Below are 13,756 nucleotides of genomic sequence, written 5' to 3' on the forward strand. Positions count from 1 at the left end.
GTATACCAACAGAAAAACGAGAGTGTCAACATATATTTACGTATGGTTAATAATCCGAATAAAGGTTGTTGTCATCTGCAATGCTCTGAATATCCTCCGAGCTTATGCTGATGTACCCATAGCCCTCTGCTTGCTGCTTTTTCAACGCTCTCTGTTTGAAAAACTTCGGGCTTCCTTCGCCGGCATCCTCATCGTACACAAGCAGAATGCCATCCGTCTTGCGAAAGAGCAGCTCGTCTCTTGCCGTGAACTGCCATATGCCATTATAGGACTGGTTGCTGACGGAAGCGTAGTAATCAACACCTTTCAATACCTCATGGTAAAACTCTTTTTTATCGTCCTTCCACTTTTCTTCTGGATTGCTATAGGCCGAAATAATAGACAGGCGCAAATTCGGATAGAGCTCCTTTAACGTGATCACGACCTCGCATGCCCACAAGTCCACGCCGTACTGTCCCGGCGTGATGACCCATTCCAGACCATCCTCTATAAGCGGCACGAGCTTGCCCATCAACGCTTTCTTGATAAAAACGATGCCCTCGTGCTTTTGGTTGAAAATGTTGAGCTCATGGGCGCGATAGCCTGTAACAAGTAAATTTTTCATCGATTCAACGCCTTTTCGGATAATTATGGTTTACATCTCTCAAGTGTATGCTATAGTAGAAAAAAAACAAACCGAATATCGACCTGAATCTTTCACTAGGGGAGCCTTATGGCTGAGATGGAGCATCTGCTTCGGACCCTCGGAACCTGATCTGGATTATTCCAGCGGAGGGAAGTGGAGCAGACGCATTCATGCATGTGCGAGAAGCCATGTTGAACGTTAGACCCGCTCATTTCCTTTTGGGAATCGGCGGGTCTTTATTGTTTTATGAAGCCGGGAATGCTTTGGCTAATTGAGATACATGGGAGATGAGTTCATGACGCGGTACAAAGCATTGACGATCGCCGGTTCAGACAGCGGCGGCGGTGCGGGCATTCAAGCCGATCTAAAAACCTTTCAAGAGCTCGGCGCCTATGGGATGTCTGTCATTACCGCCATTACGGCCCAGAATACGCTTGGCGTGCAAGGCGTATTCCCACTAGAAGCCGCAGCCATTGAGAAGCAGCTCGATTCCATTGGCGAGGATTTAACGCCTGCCGCCCTCAAAACAGGCATGCTGTTCAGCAGTGAGATCATTGAGATCGTTGCCGCCAAGATCAAGCAATATGACTGGCATAATCTCATTATCGATCCCGTGATGATAGCTAAAGGCGGGTCCGCTCTGCTCCGGCAAGATGCCGTGCGAACACTTATCAAACAGCTAGTTCCGCTTGCGCTCGTGACGACGCCAAATATTCCTGAAGCGGAGCTGCTCGCCAAAATGCCGATTCGAACGCTTAACGACCGCGAAGAGGCTGCTCGAATTATTCACCAAATGGGCTCCCGTTGCGTCGTCATCAAGGGCGGACATGCGGCCCCGGATGAGCGGATTGTCGATCTTCTATATGACGGCGAACGTTATATGTATCTGGAAAGCAAACGTATTGACACCCGCCATACGCATGGCACGGGCTGCACCTTCTCCGCGGCAATAACGGCTGAGCTAGCGCAAGGCAGATCGGTACCAGAGGCAATCCGAACCGCCAAAGCGTTCATTCAAGCAGCCATTGAGGATCAACTTGGGTTCGGCGGCGGACACGGCCCGACGAACCACTTTGCTTTTCGGCGCAAACAAGATGAAACAGATTATATGACGAAATAGCTGCATGAAAAACGGGTGTCTCGATGAGACACCCGTTGGCTTAATCAAATACAAAGCTGCTTGGCCTGCTAAGCGGTTCATGACCAGCCTCTAATCGATTCGCAGAAGCAGCAGGCTGCTTGCAGTCGTCTGCTGCGCTGCCAATTGCGATGCTAGGATCATTAAGCTGAACGATTACAGATTCCATTGTGCCTTCCAGCTGCTTATTCGTTGCCCGCTCAGCCTCTTCTGACGCATGAACGCGCTCAGGCACCACGCCATAGCTTGATAAGGCAGCTGCAATAGTAAAAATCAGTACTGACATGCATATCGCGTTCCGTATAACGGATTGTCCACTCATTTCCTCACCCATTCTTTTTCATTCCTAGAACTAAGTATAGGGGAATAGAAAATAAATGGAATGGACTTCAGGCATGACTGCATACTAGACTTTAGGCGGGCTATCTTTCTAAGCAGCTTATCGTCTCTAAGTCGCTTATCGCCTCTAACACCGCTTATCGATTATCTACCTTCTCTGGATATAAGTCATGATTCATAAGCCTATGCTCCGCCATCTGCTCGAATTTGGTACCCGGCTGACCCCAATTGCAATAAGGATCGATAGAAATGCCGCCGCGCGGCGTGAATTTGCCCCAAACCTCGATATAGCGCGGGTTCATCAGTGCGATTAAATCATTCATGATGATATTCATGCAATCCTCGTGAAAATCACCGTGGTTGCGGAAGCTGAACAGGTACAGCTTCAGCGATTTGCTCTCTACCATTCTCACATCTGGAATATAGGATATATATATCGTTGCAAAATCGGGCTGCCCTGTCATCGGACAAAGGCTCGTGAATTCCGGACAGTTGAACTTCACGAAATAATCGCGATTGGGATGCTTGTTGTCGAATGCCTCCAATATATCAGGCTTATACTCAAATACGTACTGTGTTCCTTGATTCCCAAGCAGCGTCACGCCGCTGAGCTCTTCCTTGCTTCTTCCATCCATGCTCGTTTCCGCCTCGCTTTGTATCGTTTTATACACCCTTCTTGTTTCCCCAAACCCATGTATGCAGCTGCGGGAGCACATGAACCCGCTTTAGCTCCGGATTCGGCATTACCTGCCCGATCAGCCATTCGTAACGCTCTACCAAATAAGGGAGCATGCGCTCCGTCTCCGTTTCCTTGAGCTGCCCATTGCCCGCCTGCAAATAAAACGGAACATTCGGATAGCGCATATGGACAAATGTAGCATATTCGAGATCCGCTTGGTCAAAGATGACCGTTTTCAAGCAAAAGCTTGTTTTACCTGCAATCAGCTTTGCCACGATATCGTCTAGCACCGTCCAATTCGTGCTCATGCCTGAGCTTGGCGGCTTCGGAGACAGCGTCAGCTCGTCAACCGACCAGAACCAATTCTGCCAGCGGCTTCCCTGCGTTTCGAGGGCTACGCTAATCTCCTGGCTGTGAAGCGAATCAATTAATTCACCCAGCTGCGGGAGCAGCGCGGGATTCCCTCCCGATATCGTGACATGCTCAAAAGCATTCCCGCCATGCTCTTTCAATTGCTCTATAATTTCATCAGCCGTCAGCATTCGGATATCCGCTTTCGCGCTTCCGTCCCAAGTAAAGGCAGAGTCGCACCATGAGCAGCTATAATCACAGCCTGCCGTACGTACGAACATTGTTTTACGGCCAATTACCATGCCTTCCCCTTGTACCGTCGGCCCGAATACTTCCAGAACCGGAATACGCTTAGCTTTCTGCATCATGAACCGCCTTTCTCTTGGGACGGTATATGCAATAGCTCGTCGGTGTTTCCCGGAGATAAACCTGAACGCATTGTGGTTTGTTCGCCGTACCATCCAGATGCCGCTGCACGATTTCATGTATCGTTCGCGCTACAACCTCCGTCGTCGGAAAATAGTCAGCTGCCGCATCGTTGAAGCTTTCTTTATCATCGTTGAGCAGCGTATGATCGAACCGATTATGGATAAGATGCTTAATCATCGCAAAATTAACTAAAAAACCGGCCGAGTCGAGCTCATCGCCCGCAACCGTTACATTCGCATAATAGGTATGTCCGTGCAGCTGCTGGCATTTGCCTGCCTCCTCCGCCGGTACATAATGAGCAGCCGCAAAATGAAAATCCTTGTTCAGCTCATAGCAATAGTCGTGACGGGCTGCTGGATATACCTGCTGCATCATCATCGCTTCGCTCCTTGTATGCGCATGACCAAATAATCGTCGAGCCCTTTCCTGCGAAGCTCGCATGCCGGGCAATGACCGCAGCCATCGGCAATGATGCCGTTATAGCAGGTCAACGTCCGTTTGCGTACGAACTCAAACGCTCCGAGTCTGTCTGCCAGCTCCCATGTCTGCGCCTTGTTAAGCCACATCAGCGGCGTATCGATGACGAACGGAAAGTCCATCGACAGGTTCAGCGTCACATTGAGCGATTTTACGAATATATCCCGGCAATCCGGGTACCCGCTGAAATCCGTTTCACAAACGCCTGTTACGATATGCTTGGCGCCAAGCTGCTTGGCAAGCACTGCCGCAAAGGTCAGGAACAGCATATTGCGCCCGTCGACAAAGGTGGTCGGGAGCTCCCCTTCCTTTTGCTCAATGGCGATATCCTCCCTAGTCAAGGCGTTTGGAGCTAATTGGTTAAGCAGGGACATATCGAGAATATGATGCTTAATATGGAGCTCCTTGGCAATATCCGCCGCGCAATCCAGCTCTAGTTTATGCCGCTGCCCGTAATTGAACGTGACAGCCTCTACTTCAGAGAAACGCTCCATTGCCCAGTACAAGCAAGTGGTGCTGTCTTGGCCGCCGCTGAACACGACAACCGCCTTTTCTTTTTTCATGCTGTATCTCCCTCTCTGGTTTGAGAAGATCCGAGATCGCCTGAATTCCTTCATTGCTTGCTAAAAAACCAAAGAAACGGCGCGAAGCGGTAGAAACCCGCTTTGCGCCGAACGCAAAAACGACGATGTCACCTGACGGGACAATCGTTCTGCATAGTTTTTTATAGAGGGAGTTCGCGAACCTCTCCCGGCAGCCCATATTTCGTAGGGCATAGCTCCGGCGTTTCTTCTTCAGTTCATTATTCTCCTGTACTATAGCACAGCTGCCGCGCTCTGAATACAGTCATTATTTTACTGGGAAAAACAAGTAAAAGCTCGATTGGTTTAGGCCTGCTTATGAGGATAGCTCCTCCAGCTTCGCTAACGTTTGAAGCATATGCTTAATCAGCCCTTCAATATCGTCCATTTGCTCCTCATTGATTCGGCGGCTGAATGCGAGCTCGATCATATTGCTATATATCGGATTGGGTTCGCCATATATATAGCTGATCGTTTGCTTAGCAGGCGTGTCCGGCTCCCAAATGCGCTGCATAATCTGCTCGATCTGTTTACATTGCTCGTCAACATGATGAAGCTTCATAGCAAACCGCAAACGCAGCGAGCAGGAAGGCGTCTCCCCCTTCCACTCCAAAATTTCGGCTGCCAGGTCTTTCAGCGACGCAATGAGCTGCACCTCAGCTGTAACAGCAGAGCGGCCGGCCAGTCTGAATTGAAGCGCGAACTCCCGCGACATGACCGCCATCTCCATGCGATCAACCCGGTTTATGATATCAATCTTACGATCCAGCGTATCCAGATCATAGAGCTGGTTCTCAAAGGCTACCTTCAGGTTTTCGAATACGGTTGGATCAAACATCTTCATTCCTCTTTTCGAAAGCAATAGATTCTTTGCTATTGTAGTTCATTTCATTGGCAGAATCGAGCCCGCAGCCTTTTATTTCACAAGGCGGCCTTTGCCTCGGCGAGCATTTGGAATATAATGACAGAATGAGAGGATAGGGTGCTTCCACTATGAAAATAGCATTTATTTTATTTAACGGCGTCACCTTACGATATCGTTTTCATTCCGGGAGGCTTTGGAACAAGGGCACTGCGCTACGATGACGTCTTTGTCAGCTGGATCAAGGATGCTAATAACGCGAAATATCTCATATCCGTTTGTACCGGATCTTTGCTGCTTGGAGCAGCTGGTTTTCTCAACAATAAAAAAGCGACCACGCATCCTTACGCTTATGAGCTGCTAGAGCCTTGCCTTATTGCGAAGAGGTCGTCCGTACACGAATTGTAAGAGACGGACACGTGATCACGGGAGGCGGAGTTGCAACCTCCATCGATCTTGGATTGTATGTGCTGCGTTTATTTCTGAGTGACAATGATTTGGACAATATAAGAAAACAAATGGACTACCCCTATGAGATGGAGAGCATCTCAGAATGTTAATATAATCTTTTAAGATAGCCGTAAAAAAAAGGGTACATTCCAATCGAATGTCCCCTCTTTGTACCGATATGCGAATCATAGCCCGTTTACTTTTGTTATTTTAAATACAACTGAAGCGGCGACAAACCAAGCTCGCGAACACCTTCCGCCACCAATCCGGCAATTAGGATAGCGCCAAGCTCCTGGAAATGGGTATCATCCTGCGTTCCATCCGGGAAATCGATAAATTCGCCGGGATACGCCCACATAAACAACGCCTTCGACGGCTCATCGCCGAGCAGCTCATACAAAGCCTTGCTCTTCTCAGCCAGATCAATGAGCGGTACATCCAGCTCGGCGGCAAGCTCTTTCATGCCAAGCAAATAATCGCCATGTGTATCGATAATGCGGCCTTGTTCGTCGAACTTGCGGCGATGCATGGGCGTAATGAGTACGGGAATAGCATCTTTTGCCCGCGACTCCTCCACGTATACGGCGAGCATTTCCTTATAGCTTCCGAAAGGCTCCGTTGCCCGCTCCTCATCCGACTTCTCGTCATTGTGGCCGAATTGAATCCACAAATAATCGCCAGCCTTCAGCTGTTCCAGAATCGCTGCCAGGCGCCCCTCGTTAATAAAGCTTTTTGAGCTGCGTCCTGACATGGCATGGTTGTCAATCGCGACTTCTGTTTTGAAATAAAGCGGCAGCATCTGTCCCCAGCCAGCGTAAGGAAAAATATCCTGATCGGTCACCGTCGAGTCCCCCGCCAAATAAATCGTCGTCGCCTGACGCGCTTCTTGAATCTGCAATGCATTAATGCGCGGCGCAATTCCTGAAAACGCGAGACGAAGAGAACCGTCTATTACTTTTACGGTAAAGCTATGGACTGCATAGGCGCCCGCTGTAGTAACCGCCTTGTTTAGAACCATGCGGCTTGTTCCATATTTCAGCGTAGTAGTGGTCGGAGCAATCGCATCGCCGATCGTTGCAGTTACGGTATATAAGCCATGCGGCAAATCAACCCGGAACACGGCCTCCAGGGGGATGCAAAAAGCTCCCCGCAGACGGTTCTGCTCATCGCGGTTTCGCGAGCTCACGCGCTCGCATGATTCGAAGCCGTAGCCTGGAACCTCGCTGTATACCGTCGTTGGCCATATTTGTATGTGAGGGGAAGCTGGCGCACTGCCGATCCCAAAATCAAATGAATACAAAACAGTCATGCATACACCATCCTAATCGATTATTCTAGTATAAGAATATCAAAACCAGCACGGACAGCATACAAACAAAACCGTTATTTTGTTCAAAATTCAGATAAGATTTGACCGGATCATCAGCTGCAGCGTGACATGCTTAACATCCATCGCTCTGCGGCCGCAAATAGCAGCGAAAATGCCACGGATGACAAATGATCGTCTATATCCGTCAAAATTTGCGTTAACCGCGGAATTCCGTATACTAATAGATAGGAATCATATAGGAGCTACTTACTAATTGAGGTGACACAGGTGGACGAGTTGAAACAAGCCTACGAAACAATGGGGCTGCCAGAGCTTGCGGCCAAGGAGGAAGTGGAGAAGCGTTATACGACGCTTATGCGCCAAGCAAGGTCCAGGACGCAGCAGCACAAGGACAACGCAGAAGGCACGGAAGATTCTTTTGCAAAGATTACGCAGGCTTATCGGCTTATTCTGGAGTATGAAGACCGGAAGCTGACAGACGCTTTCAACGAGCAAGAGTATGGAAAATACAAGAAGATGGCCGGACAGGCTCAGAAGATGGATCATTTTTGGCGTTATTACAAATTCCATACGTTCGGTGCCATCGCAGCAATCGCACTTATTATTTACGGGGTCATCAGCTTTATGAACTACCGCGAAGAGCAAGAGCGGCTCGCCAACTTGCCGCCGATCGATTTATCTGTTTCATTCATGGGCAATTACATGCTGAAAGAGGATGCCCCGAAGGAAGAACCGATTGAGAACGCACTTTTGACAGCGTTTCCCGAATGGAAAAGATTCGTATCCACCGTTACTCTCGTACCATCGGACGAACAAGCGCAATACGCTTACATGCAGAAAGCCGTGCTTGTGCTAGCTACTGAGCATCCGGATGTTTACATTATGGATAAAGGCATATTCGAGTGGGTAGGCACGCAAGGCGTGCTCATGAGCCTCGATGACGATGTGAACGGCGACTTTAAACCGTTGATGAGAGACGGAATTGCCAAAAAGCTGAAGACCGAAGAGGATACCGAAGAGCATGTTTACGGTATTGACCTGAGCAGCAGCGCGCTGGTAGACCAAGTTCCGCTGTACAAAGAGAGCATGATTATCGGCATACGCCCTGATAGTAAAAACCCGGACAAAGCGAAAGCGTTTATTAAAAAATATTTGGCTACGATTAAATAGCTGCGGTTAACGACAGTTCGAATGCTGCAACCATTGAGATGATGGGGAATGCATCGGACTGTTTTTATTTCACTGGAGCAGAACAGACGAACGAGTGAATCATGTGCGCAGCAAAGCCGTAAGCGTGAATCATGTGGGCTGCTACGTCAGTGGAAGCTTTGATTAGAAGAGAAGAGGAGCATGTCTAAATGGAAACGAATGATAAGCGGTTGAAGCTGAATATGGCTGATATCTCCGGCTCCAGCTTTCATCAGGTTAACGCGGAAGCATCGGTCTGGGATGATGTGAATTTGTCCAAAGCAAACATTACGAACGCCAACATAAGCGAGCTGCGCGTGGACGATGCCAACCTGTCCCATTCCAGCTTGTCCAATGTCAATTTGTCAGAGCTTGAGATTCGCAATGCCAATTTGAGTCATGCCATCATCGATCATATCCAGCTTTTTGGCACCGAATTCAACCGTGTCGTGCTGCCGAATCAAGCGGATGATAATTATAAGCCCAATGGCGACTATAAGCCAATCGTATTTCAACACTCTGACCTTAGCCGCACTGAGTTCAAGAACTGTAATTTATCCAACGTGGATTTGCAGGATTGCGATATTTCCGGACTGCGGATCAACGGGGTACTCATTGAAGAGCTTTTGAAGTCGCAATCTTAAATACCTTTTTATACTTCTGCATGCAAAAAGGCTGAATCCAAAGGCATACTGCCTACGATTCAGCCTTTTTTTCATTTGTATGGACAGGTGCTGCTGCTCATTCAGGTTCTCCTAGATGCTTGCGTACGATATGCTCCACATGCTGCAAATGCTGTTTCATCCGATTCGCTGCCAGCTCGGCATCTCTCATTCCGATGGCCTCGACGATCGCGGAATGCTGCTGATATAGGCGCTCCGCGACTGCCGTGCTGGCATAGAGCTCTACACGCCTGATATCATGAATGGCGGTTTCGATATGATTCATAATAGACTCGAATAAACGGACCATAATCGAGTTATGGGTTGCTCTCGCAAGCGTAAGATGAAACTGCAGGTCCAGACGTTCCCCTTCCGTTTCGTCCCCCACCGTCTGCGCCATTTGCTCGATCAGCTGCCTAAGCGCGACCAAATCTTCATCCGTGTGCTTAATTGCCGCAATAGACGCATTCGAAACCTCCAAGGACTCCCTCGCTTCAAGCAGCTCGAGCACCGTCTCCCGGTTCATACGTAGGGACTGCAGCTCTGGAAGGTCTCCCTCCGATGGCGCCTCTCGGATGACTCGGCAGCCGCCGCCTTGACGAATGTCGATCAGTCCCATCGCCTTCAATGCGCTGAGCGCTTCGCGCGTTGTGGATCTTCCTACGCCGAACTGCTCGGATATTTCCTTCGTAGAGGGCAGCTTGTCGCCGATTTTAAGCTTGCCCTCCATAATGAGCCGCTTGATCTGCACCGTAATTTCCTCGTAATGATTGCGTTTTGACAGCTTTTCTACATTTAATGATGACATCAATCGCAACCTCCCAAACATAAAGAGCTGAAGTGCTTCCGTAACAGCAAGTACGGATCAGCCGATGAACTTACTCTACCAACAGCGCATAGACTATGCCAGGCCCATGAACGCCGATTGTCAAATCATTCTCAATGTCGGAGGAGCGGCTTGGTCCCGATATAAAGTGTATGCCCGCCGGAAGCTGCTCGCGGCCTGCTTCATCGAAAGTCACCAGCACTTCCCCTAGCCGTGTTTTCAGCCGTTCAATCGGAATAATAATAATCAGCACGGTTGGCAGCAGACTGACAGAGCGCCCTTTGTTCGGCGCGGACAGAACCGTGACCGAACCAGTATAGGCAACCGCATGGTCAGCTATTACGATGCCGAAATCCGCTTCCGCTGCACGCGCCCTCCAGTATTGCTCATCGTCCGTATTCCATACCGATACGCTGGACCCCGTAAGGGCTCCTTCCAGCCCGAGCGCATCCAGCTCAGGCTGGTTTTGGCGAATCACATATTTCGCGCTCATCTCCTCCGCCTTTTGAACGATGAATGACTTCACTTCATCCATGGAGCCAATTCGGGCAACATGCCCGCCTACGGATAAAAAATTGTCCGTAAAAGCTTGAATCCGTTCCTCTTCGCTCCATTCGAACGCGTTCCAGAAGTCCGGTGCCCCACGGAAAGGATGGTTCGGCTTATCAAACATCCTCGGATGCCTTAGCTTTGAGGCAATGTCGTTCATAAACTGCTCCTGCTTCACTTTCGATTCCGCTTCCAGCTTCTCCAGCCACTGCTTATGCGTATCAGCCATGCCCGTGTCCTCCTTTGCCTTGCTTCTCGTCAAGCTCGCGCTTACGTACCAGCTCCTCCATCCGGTTCTGCATGGACGGCTCCATCTGCTTAAGCCCTTGCTTCAGCTCCTGATCAAGCGTATCCCAGCGATCGCGGAAGGACTCCTTCGGCAAGCTAGGCGTGACGCGGTATGTGTTCCAGCCCTTGAGCGGTCCAAGCTTCGTCTTGATAACGCCGCTGCGCACGACCAGCTTTTGGCCAAGCTTCCCTAGTCGGAGCACGCCGCCAAGTCGTGATGAATTGCCCATGACCGTCGCAAAACCTTGCATGCCGATCGACTCCATTTTGCTGCCGTTCCCGCTTTCGACCTTGCGTCTGCGCAAGTAGACGAGCATGTCGTGCAGCGGGATTTTGACCGGACAAGCCTCGTAACAGGCGCCGCATAGGCTAGAAGCGTTGGCGATATCATCCCACTCTGCAATATTTTTGTTAAGCGAAGGTGTCAATACCGCTCCTATCGGGCCGCTGTACGTACTACCGTAGGCATGGCCGCCGATATGACGGTACACCGGGCAAGCATTGAGACATGCGCCGCAGCGAATGCAGTTCAGGAGCTCTTGAAACTCCGGATCGCCAAGCTGCAGGGACCGTCCGTTATCGATAATAATAATATGCATTTCATCCGGCCCATCCGCATCCGCTGAGCGGCGAGGACCTGTAATGCCTGACATATACATGGTCAGCTTCTGACCAGTAGCTGAACGAGGCAGCAGCGTCGCCATCACTTCAAGATCGGACCAGGATGGAATAATTCTCTCCATGCCCATTAGCGTAATTTGTGTTTTGGGAACCGTACTGACCATCCGTGCATTGCCTTCATTCTCAAAAAGCACCATCGATCCCGTCTCTGCAATCGCAAAGTTGCATCCGGTCATGCCGATCTCCGCATCGAGAAATTTCTCGCGCAGCTTTTTGCGGACAAAGCCTGCAAGCGCCGTCGTATCCGGCGGCAGCGTATATCCGGCCTCTTTGGAGAGAAGATCGGCGATTTGATAACGGTTTTTGTGGATGGCAGGAATGACGATATGCGACGGCATTTCGCCAGCGAGCTGAATGATATATTCGCCAAGATCGGTTTCAACCGCCTCCACGCCGATGGATTCAAGCGCATGATTGAGATGCAGCTCCTCCGACACCATCGATTTGGATTTCACGACTGACTTGGCACCCGCGTGCTCGGCGATATCAAGCGTAAGCTTGACCGCTTCCTCTGTGTTGGTTGCAAAATGCACATGGACGCCGTTGGCACGCGCATTGTTTACGAACAAATTCAAATAATAATCAAGATGCGCAATGGTATGCAGGCGGATCTGCTTGCCGCGTTCCCGCCAATTCTCCCAGTTTCCATGCTCGTCTGTCGCTTTTTTCTTGCCGTTGCGCAGCCTCTCCGTCGTGAATCGTACCGCCTTGCGCAGAAACTCATCATTAAGCGCTAGATCTGCCCGTGCTTTGACGGTTGCTTCCGTTTTCGCTCCAGCCATGCTTATTTCACCCCTTCATAAAGAAGCTCTGCCAAATGCATGACGCGGACAGGCTCGTTGCGGTAACGCAGATTTCCTGCAATATTGAGCAAGCAGGCCATATCGAGCCCGACCAGCACTTCGGCTTCCGTCTCCAGCACATGATCCACCTTCTCCGTTACCATCGCGCCCGAGATGTCCGCCATTTTGACCGCGAACGTACCGCCGAAGCCGCAGCAATCCTCAGCGAACGGCAGCGGAACCAGCTCAAGCCCCTTCACCTTTTGGATAAGCGCTAGCGGCTCCGCCTTTACGCCCAAAATGCGGGAGCCATGACAGGATGGATGATAGGTCACCTTATGCGGGAATGAAGCGCCAACATCCGTCACGCCTAACACCTGCACCATAAATTGCGTAAATTCGAATGATTTGCTTTGCAGCCTATTCGCTCGCTCCAGCATAACCGGATCATCCTCAAACAGCTTCGGATAATGATGGATCATGCCCGTGCATGAGCCTGAAGGCGAAATAACAAAATCACTGTCCTCAAAAGCATCCAATATCGTTTTCGCTGATTCCCTTGCTTCCTTCCAATAGCCGCTATTGAAAGCGGGCTGCCCGCAGCAGGTTTGCACCGTGGGAAATTGCAAGGTAACTCCGTATTTGGCCAGCAAGCGCACCATCGCTTCGCCGACTTTTGGGTATAGCGCATCGCTTAAGCAAGTAATAAACAATGAGACCTTCATACTCGCGCCCCTTCCGACTTTTCTATCTTTTATTTTATCAGGTTGTCAGACATGTTTGTTAAAAAATATTTTCCGCTAGTTGTTGCTGGCGTATTAGAAATACGTACATGCTTGCAGCTTCATTCAAGTCTCTTGCTTACTGCATCAGTCATGCCGCTCGCACACGCCGATTTCAATCTGTAAGCACACATCCGTGCTTACGGTACAAACCAACTGGTTACTTGGGTGCTGTAGGAACACATACATGCTTACAGTTTCATTCAAGTCTCTTGCTTACGGCATCAGTCATGCCGCTGGCACACGCCAATTTCACTCCGTAAGCACGCATGCGTGCTTACGGCCAAAACCTACTGGTTACTTGGGCGCTGTTGGAACACATACGTGCTTACAGCTTCATTCCTGCCGCTAACACACGCCGATTTCACTCCATAAGCACGCATGCGTGCTTACGGCACAAACTTACTGGTTACTTGGGTGCTGTAGGAACACATACGTGCTTACAACTTCATTCTTGCCGCTCGCATACGTCGATTTCACTCTGTAAGCACGCATGCGTGCTTACGGCCTAAACCAACTGGTTACTTGGGTGCTGTTGGAACACATACGGGCTTACAGCTTCATTCCTGCCGCTCGCACACGCCGATTTTACTCTGTAAGCACACATGTGTGCTTACGGTACACACCAACTGGTTACTTTGGTACTGTAGGAACACATACGTGCTTACAGCTCCACTCACGTCTCTTACTTACTGCATCAGTCATGCCGCTCGCATACGCCGATTTCACTCTGTAAG

17 protein-coding genes and 2 riboswitches are annotated in these 13,756 nt (G+C 49.9%); of the genes, 5 read left to right on the forward strand and 12 right to left on the reverse strand.

Features of this window, described 5'->3' with window-relative positions; genetic code table 11:
- Nucleotides 1–46 precede the first annotated feature (46 nt).
- Nucleotides 47–604: a DUF1273 domain-containing protein gene (locus AB4Z29_RS07070; protein ID WP_441942343.1), complete on the reverse strand. Its 558-nt coding sequence runs from the start codon at nucleotides 602–604 to the stop codon at nucleotides 47–49.
- A gap of 87 nt (nucleotides 605–691) precedes the next feature.
- A riboswitch (TPP riboswitch) is annotated at nucleotides 692–794 on the forward strand.
- Nucleotides 795–920: 126 nt separating this feature from the next.
- Between AB4Z29_RS07070 and thiD the strand changes: the two genes are divergently transcribed.
- Entirely contained in the window at nucleotides 921–1,745 is an 825-nt protein-coding gene (gene thiD, locus AB4Z29_RS07075) for a bifunctional hydroxymethylpyrimidine kinase/phosphomethylpyrimidine kinase (protein WP_441942344.1), read from the forward strand.
- A 40-nt stretch (nucleotides 1,746–1,785) separates the two neighbouring features.
- Here thiD and AB4Z29_RS07080 read toward each other — a convergent pair whose 3' ends face one another.
- From AB4Z29_RS07080 to AB4Z29_RS07105, 6 genes are all read right to left on the reverse strand, one after another.
- Complete coding sequence (locus AB4Z29_RS07080) at nucleotides 1,786–2,097, reverse strand: hypothetical protein (RefSeq protein ID WP_441942345.1); 312 nt, start codon at nucleotides 2,095–2,097, stop codon at nucleotides 1,786–1,788.
- A gap of 142 nt (nucleotides 2,098–2,239) precedes the next feature.
- Nucleotides 2,240–2,737 carry a preQ(1) synthase gene (queF, locus tag AB4Z29_RS07085; protein WP_183560516.1) on the reverse strand — a complete coding sequence of 166 codons (498 nt, stop codon included), beginning with the start codon at nucleotides 2,735–2,737 and terminating at the stop codon, nucleotides 2,240–2,242.
- 28 nt (nucleotides 2,738–2,765) lie between these two features.
- A complete protein-coding gene (gene queE, locus AB4Z29_RS07090; protein WP_441942346.1) occupies nucleotides 2,766–3,500 on the reverse strand; it encodes a 7-carboxy-7-deazaguanine synthase QueE in 735 nt (244 codons plus the stop codon).
- Nucleotides 3,484–3,936: a 6-pyruvoyl trahydropterin synthase family protein gene (locus AB4Z29_RS07095; RefSeq protein ID WP_441942421.1), complete on the reverse strand. Its 453-nt coding sequence runs from the start codon at nucleotides 3,934–3,936 to the stop codon at nucleotides 3,484–3,486. The genes queE and AB4Z29_RS07095 overlap by 17 nt, the downstream gene beginning before the upstream one ends.
- Entirely contained in the window at nucleotides 3,936–4,601 is a 666-nt protein-coding gene (gene queC / locus AB4Z29_RS07100) for a 7-cyano-7-deazaguanine synthase QueC (RefSeq protein ID WP_441942347.1), read from the reverse strand. Before queC ends, AB4Z29_RS07095 begins: the two co-directional genes overlap by 1 nt.
- Before the next feature lie 147 nt (nucleotides 4,602–4,748).
- Nucleotides 4,749–4,792, reverse strand: a riboswitch (PreQ1 riboswitch).
- A 143-nt stretch (nucleotides 4,793–4,935) separates the two neighbouring features.
- Nucleotides 4,936–5,457: a hypothetical protein gene (locus AB4Z29_RS07105; RefSeq protein WP_441942348.1), complete on the reverse strand. Its 522-nt coding sequence runs from the start codon at nucleotides 5,455–5,457 to the stop codon at nucleotides 4,936–4,938.
- Nucleotides 5,458–5,691: 234 nt separating this feature from the next.
- On the opposite strand from AB4Z29_RS07105, the gene AB4Z29_RS07110 reads away from it, so the two are divergent.
- Together AB4Z29_RS07110 and AB4Z29_RS07115 are read left to right on the forward strand one after the other, a co-directional pair.
- Entirely contained in the window at nucleotides 5,692–5,889 is a 198-nt protein-coding gene (locus tag AB4Z29_RS07110; protein ID WP_441942422.1) for a hypothetical protein, read from the forward strand.
- Nucleotides 5,890–5,900: 11 nt separating this feature from the next.
- Nucleotides 5,901–6,041 (forward strand): hypothetical protein, encoded by a 141-nt coding sequence (locus AB4Z29_RS07115; RefSeq protein WP_441942349.1) that lies wholly within the window; start codon nucleotides 5,901–5,903, stop codon nucleotides 6,039–6,041.
- 95 nt (nucleotides 6,042–6,136) lie between these two features.
- Here AB4Z29_RS07115 and AB4Z29_RS07120 read toward each other — a convergent pair whose 3' ends face one another.
- Nucleotides 6,137–7,240: a rhamnogalacturonan acetylesterase gene (locus tag AB4Z29_RS07120; RefSeq protein WP_441942350.1), complete on the reverse strand. Its 1,104-nt coding sequence runs from the start codon at nucleotides 7,238–7,240 to the stop codon at nucleotides 6,137–6,139.
- 288 nt (nucleotides 7,241–7,528) lie between these two features.
- On the opposite strand from AB4Z29_RS07120, the gene AB4Z29_RS07125 reads away from it, so the two are divergent.
- Nucleotides 7,529–8,431, forward strand: coding sequence for a J domain-containing protein (locus AB4Z29_RS07125; RefSeq protein WP_441942351.1), 903 nt, complete (start codon nucleotides 7,529–7,531; stop codon nucleotides 8,429–8,431).
- Nucleotides 8,432–8,619: 188 nt separating this feature from the next.
- The gene (locus AB4Z29_RS07130; RefSeq protein WP_441942352.1) at nucleotides 8,620–9,093 is read left to right on the forward strand and encodes a pentapeptide repeat-containing protein; all 474 of its coding nucleotides are present in this window, start codon (nucleotides 8,620–8,622) and stop codon (nucleotides 9,091–9,093) included.
- Between the two features lie 97 nt (nucleotides 9,094–9,190).
- Here AB4Z29_RS07130 and AB4Z29_RS07135 read toward each other — a convergent pair whose 3' ends face one another.
- The 4 genes from AB4Z29_RS07135 to AB4Z29_RS07150 all read right to left on the reverse strand — a co-directional run bounded on the left by AB4Z29_RS07135 (nucleotide 9,191) and on the right by AB4Z29_RS07150 (nucleotide 12,962).
- Nucleotides 9,191–9,919 (reverse strand): FadR/GntR family transcriptional regulator, encoded by a 729-nt coding sequence (locus AB4Z29_RS07135; protein ID WP_441942353.1) that lies wholly within the window; start codon nucleotides 9,917–9,919, stop codon nucleotides 9,191–9,193.
- A gap of 70 nt (nucleotides 9,920–9,989) precedes the next feature.
- On the reverse strand, nucleotides 9,990–10,715 hold the full coding sequence (locus AB4Z29_RS07140) for a LutC/YkgG family protein (protein ID WP_441942354.1): 726 nt from the start codon (nucleotides 10,713–10,715) through the stop codon (nucleotides 9,990–9,992).
- Nucleotides 10,708–12,237, reverse strand: coding sequence for a LutB/LldF family L-lactate oxidation iron-sulfur protein (locus AB4Z29_RS07145; protein ID WP_441942355.1), 1,530 nt, complete (start codon nucleotides 12,235–12,237; stop codon nucleotides 10,708–10,710). The genes AB4Z29_RS07140 and AB4Z29_RS07145 overlap by 8 nt, the downstream gene beginning before the upstream one ends.
- A gap of 2 nt (nucleotides 12,238–12,239) precedes the next feature.
- Nucleotides 12,240–12,962 (reverse strand): (Fe-S)-binding protein, encoded by a 723-nt coding sequence (locus AB4Z29_RS07150; protein ID WP_441942356.1) that lies wholly within the window; start codon nucleotides 12,960–12,962, stop codon nucleotides 12,240–12,242.
- Nucleotides 12,963–13,756: the final 794 nt, after the last annotated feature.

It is taken from the genome of Paenibacillus sp. 2TAB23 (assembly GCF_052115165.1).
Classification (GTDB): domain Bacteria; phylum Bacillota; class Bacilli; order Paenibacillales; family Paenibacillaceae; genus Pristimantibacillus.

Excerpts from the sequence above, each read along its gene's own strand:
- AB4Z29_RS07140 (WP_441942354.1), bottom strand. The coding sequence starts at position 10,715 with ATGGCTGATACGCATAAGCAGTGGCTGGAGAAGCTGGAAGCGGAATCG.
- AB4Z29_RS07095 (WP_441942421.1), bottom strand. The coding sequence starts at position 3,936 with ATGATGCAGCAGGTATATCCAGCAGCCCGTCACGACTATTGCTATGAG.
- thiD (WP_441942344.1), top strand. The coding sequence starts at position 921 with ATGACGCGGTACAAAGCATTGACGATCGCCGGTTCAGACAGCGGCGGC.
- AB4Z29_RS07070 (WP_441942343.1), bottom strand. The coding sequence starts at position 604 with ATGAAAAATTTACTTGTTACAGGCTATCGCGCCCATGAGCTCAACATT.
- AB4Z29_RS07120 (WP_441942350.1), bottom strand. The coding sequence starts at position 7,240 with ATGACTGTTTTGTATTCATTTGATTTTGGGATCGGCAGTGCGCCAGCT.
- AB4Z29_RS07130 (WP_441942352.1), top strand. The coding sequence starts at position 8,620 with ATGGAAACGAATGATAAGCGGTTGAAGCTGAATATGGCTGATATCTCC.
- AB4Z29_RS07080 (WP_441942345.1), bottom strand. The coding sequence starts at position 2,097 with ATGGGTGAGGAAATGAGTGGACAATCCGTTATACGGAACGCGATATGC.
- queC (WP_441942347.1), bottom strand. The coding sequence starts at position 4,601 with ATGAAAAAAGAAAAGGCGGTTGTCGTGTTCAGCGGCGGCCAAGACAGC.
- queE (WP_441942346.1), bottom strand. The coding sequence starts at position 3,500 with ATGATGCAGAAAGCTAAGCGTATTCCGGTTCTGGAAGTATTCGGGCCG.
- AB4Z29_RS07135 (WP_441942353.1), bottom strand. The coding sequence starts at position 9,919 with ATGTCATCATTAAATGTAGAAAAGCTGTCAAAACGCAATCATTACGAG.
- AB4Z29_RS07150 (WP_441942356.1), bottom strand. The coding sequence starts at position 12,962 with ATGAAGGTCTCATTGTTTATTACTTGCTTAAGCGATGCGCTATACCCA.
- AB4Z29_RS07145 (WP_441942355.1), bottom strand. The coding sequence starts at position 12,237 with ATGGCTGGAGCGAAAACGGAAGCAACCGTCAAAGCACGGGCAGATCTA.
- AB4Z29_RS07105 (WP_441942348.1), bottom strand. The coding sequence starts at position 5,457 with ATGTTTGATCCAACCGTATTCGAAAACCTGAAGGTAGCCTTTGAGAAC.
- queF (WP_183560516.1), bottom strand. The coding sequence starts at position 2,737 with ATGGATGGAAGAAGCAAGGAAGAGCTCAGCGGCGTGACGCTGCTTGGG.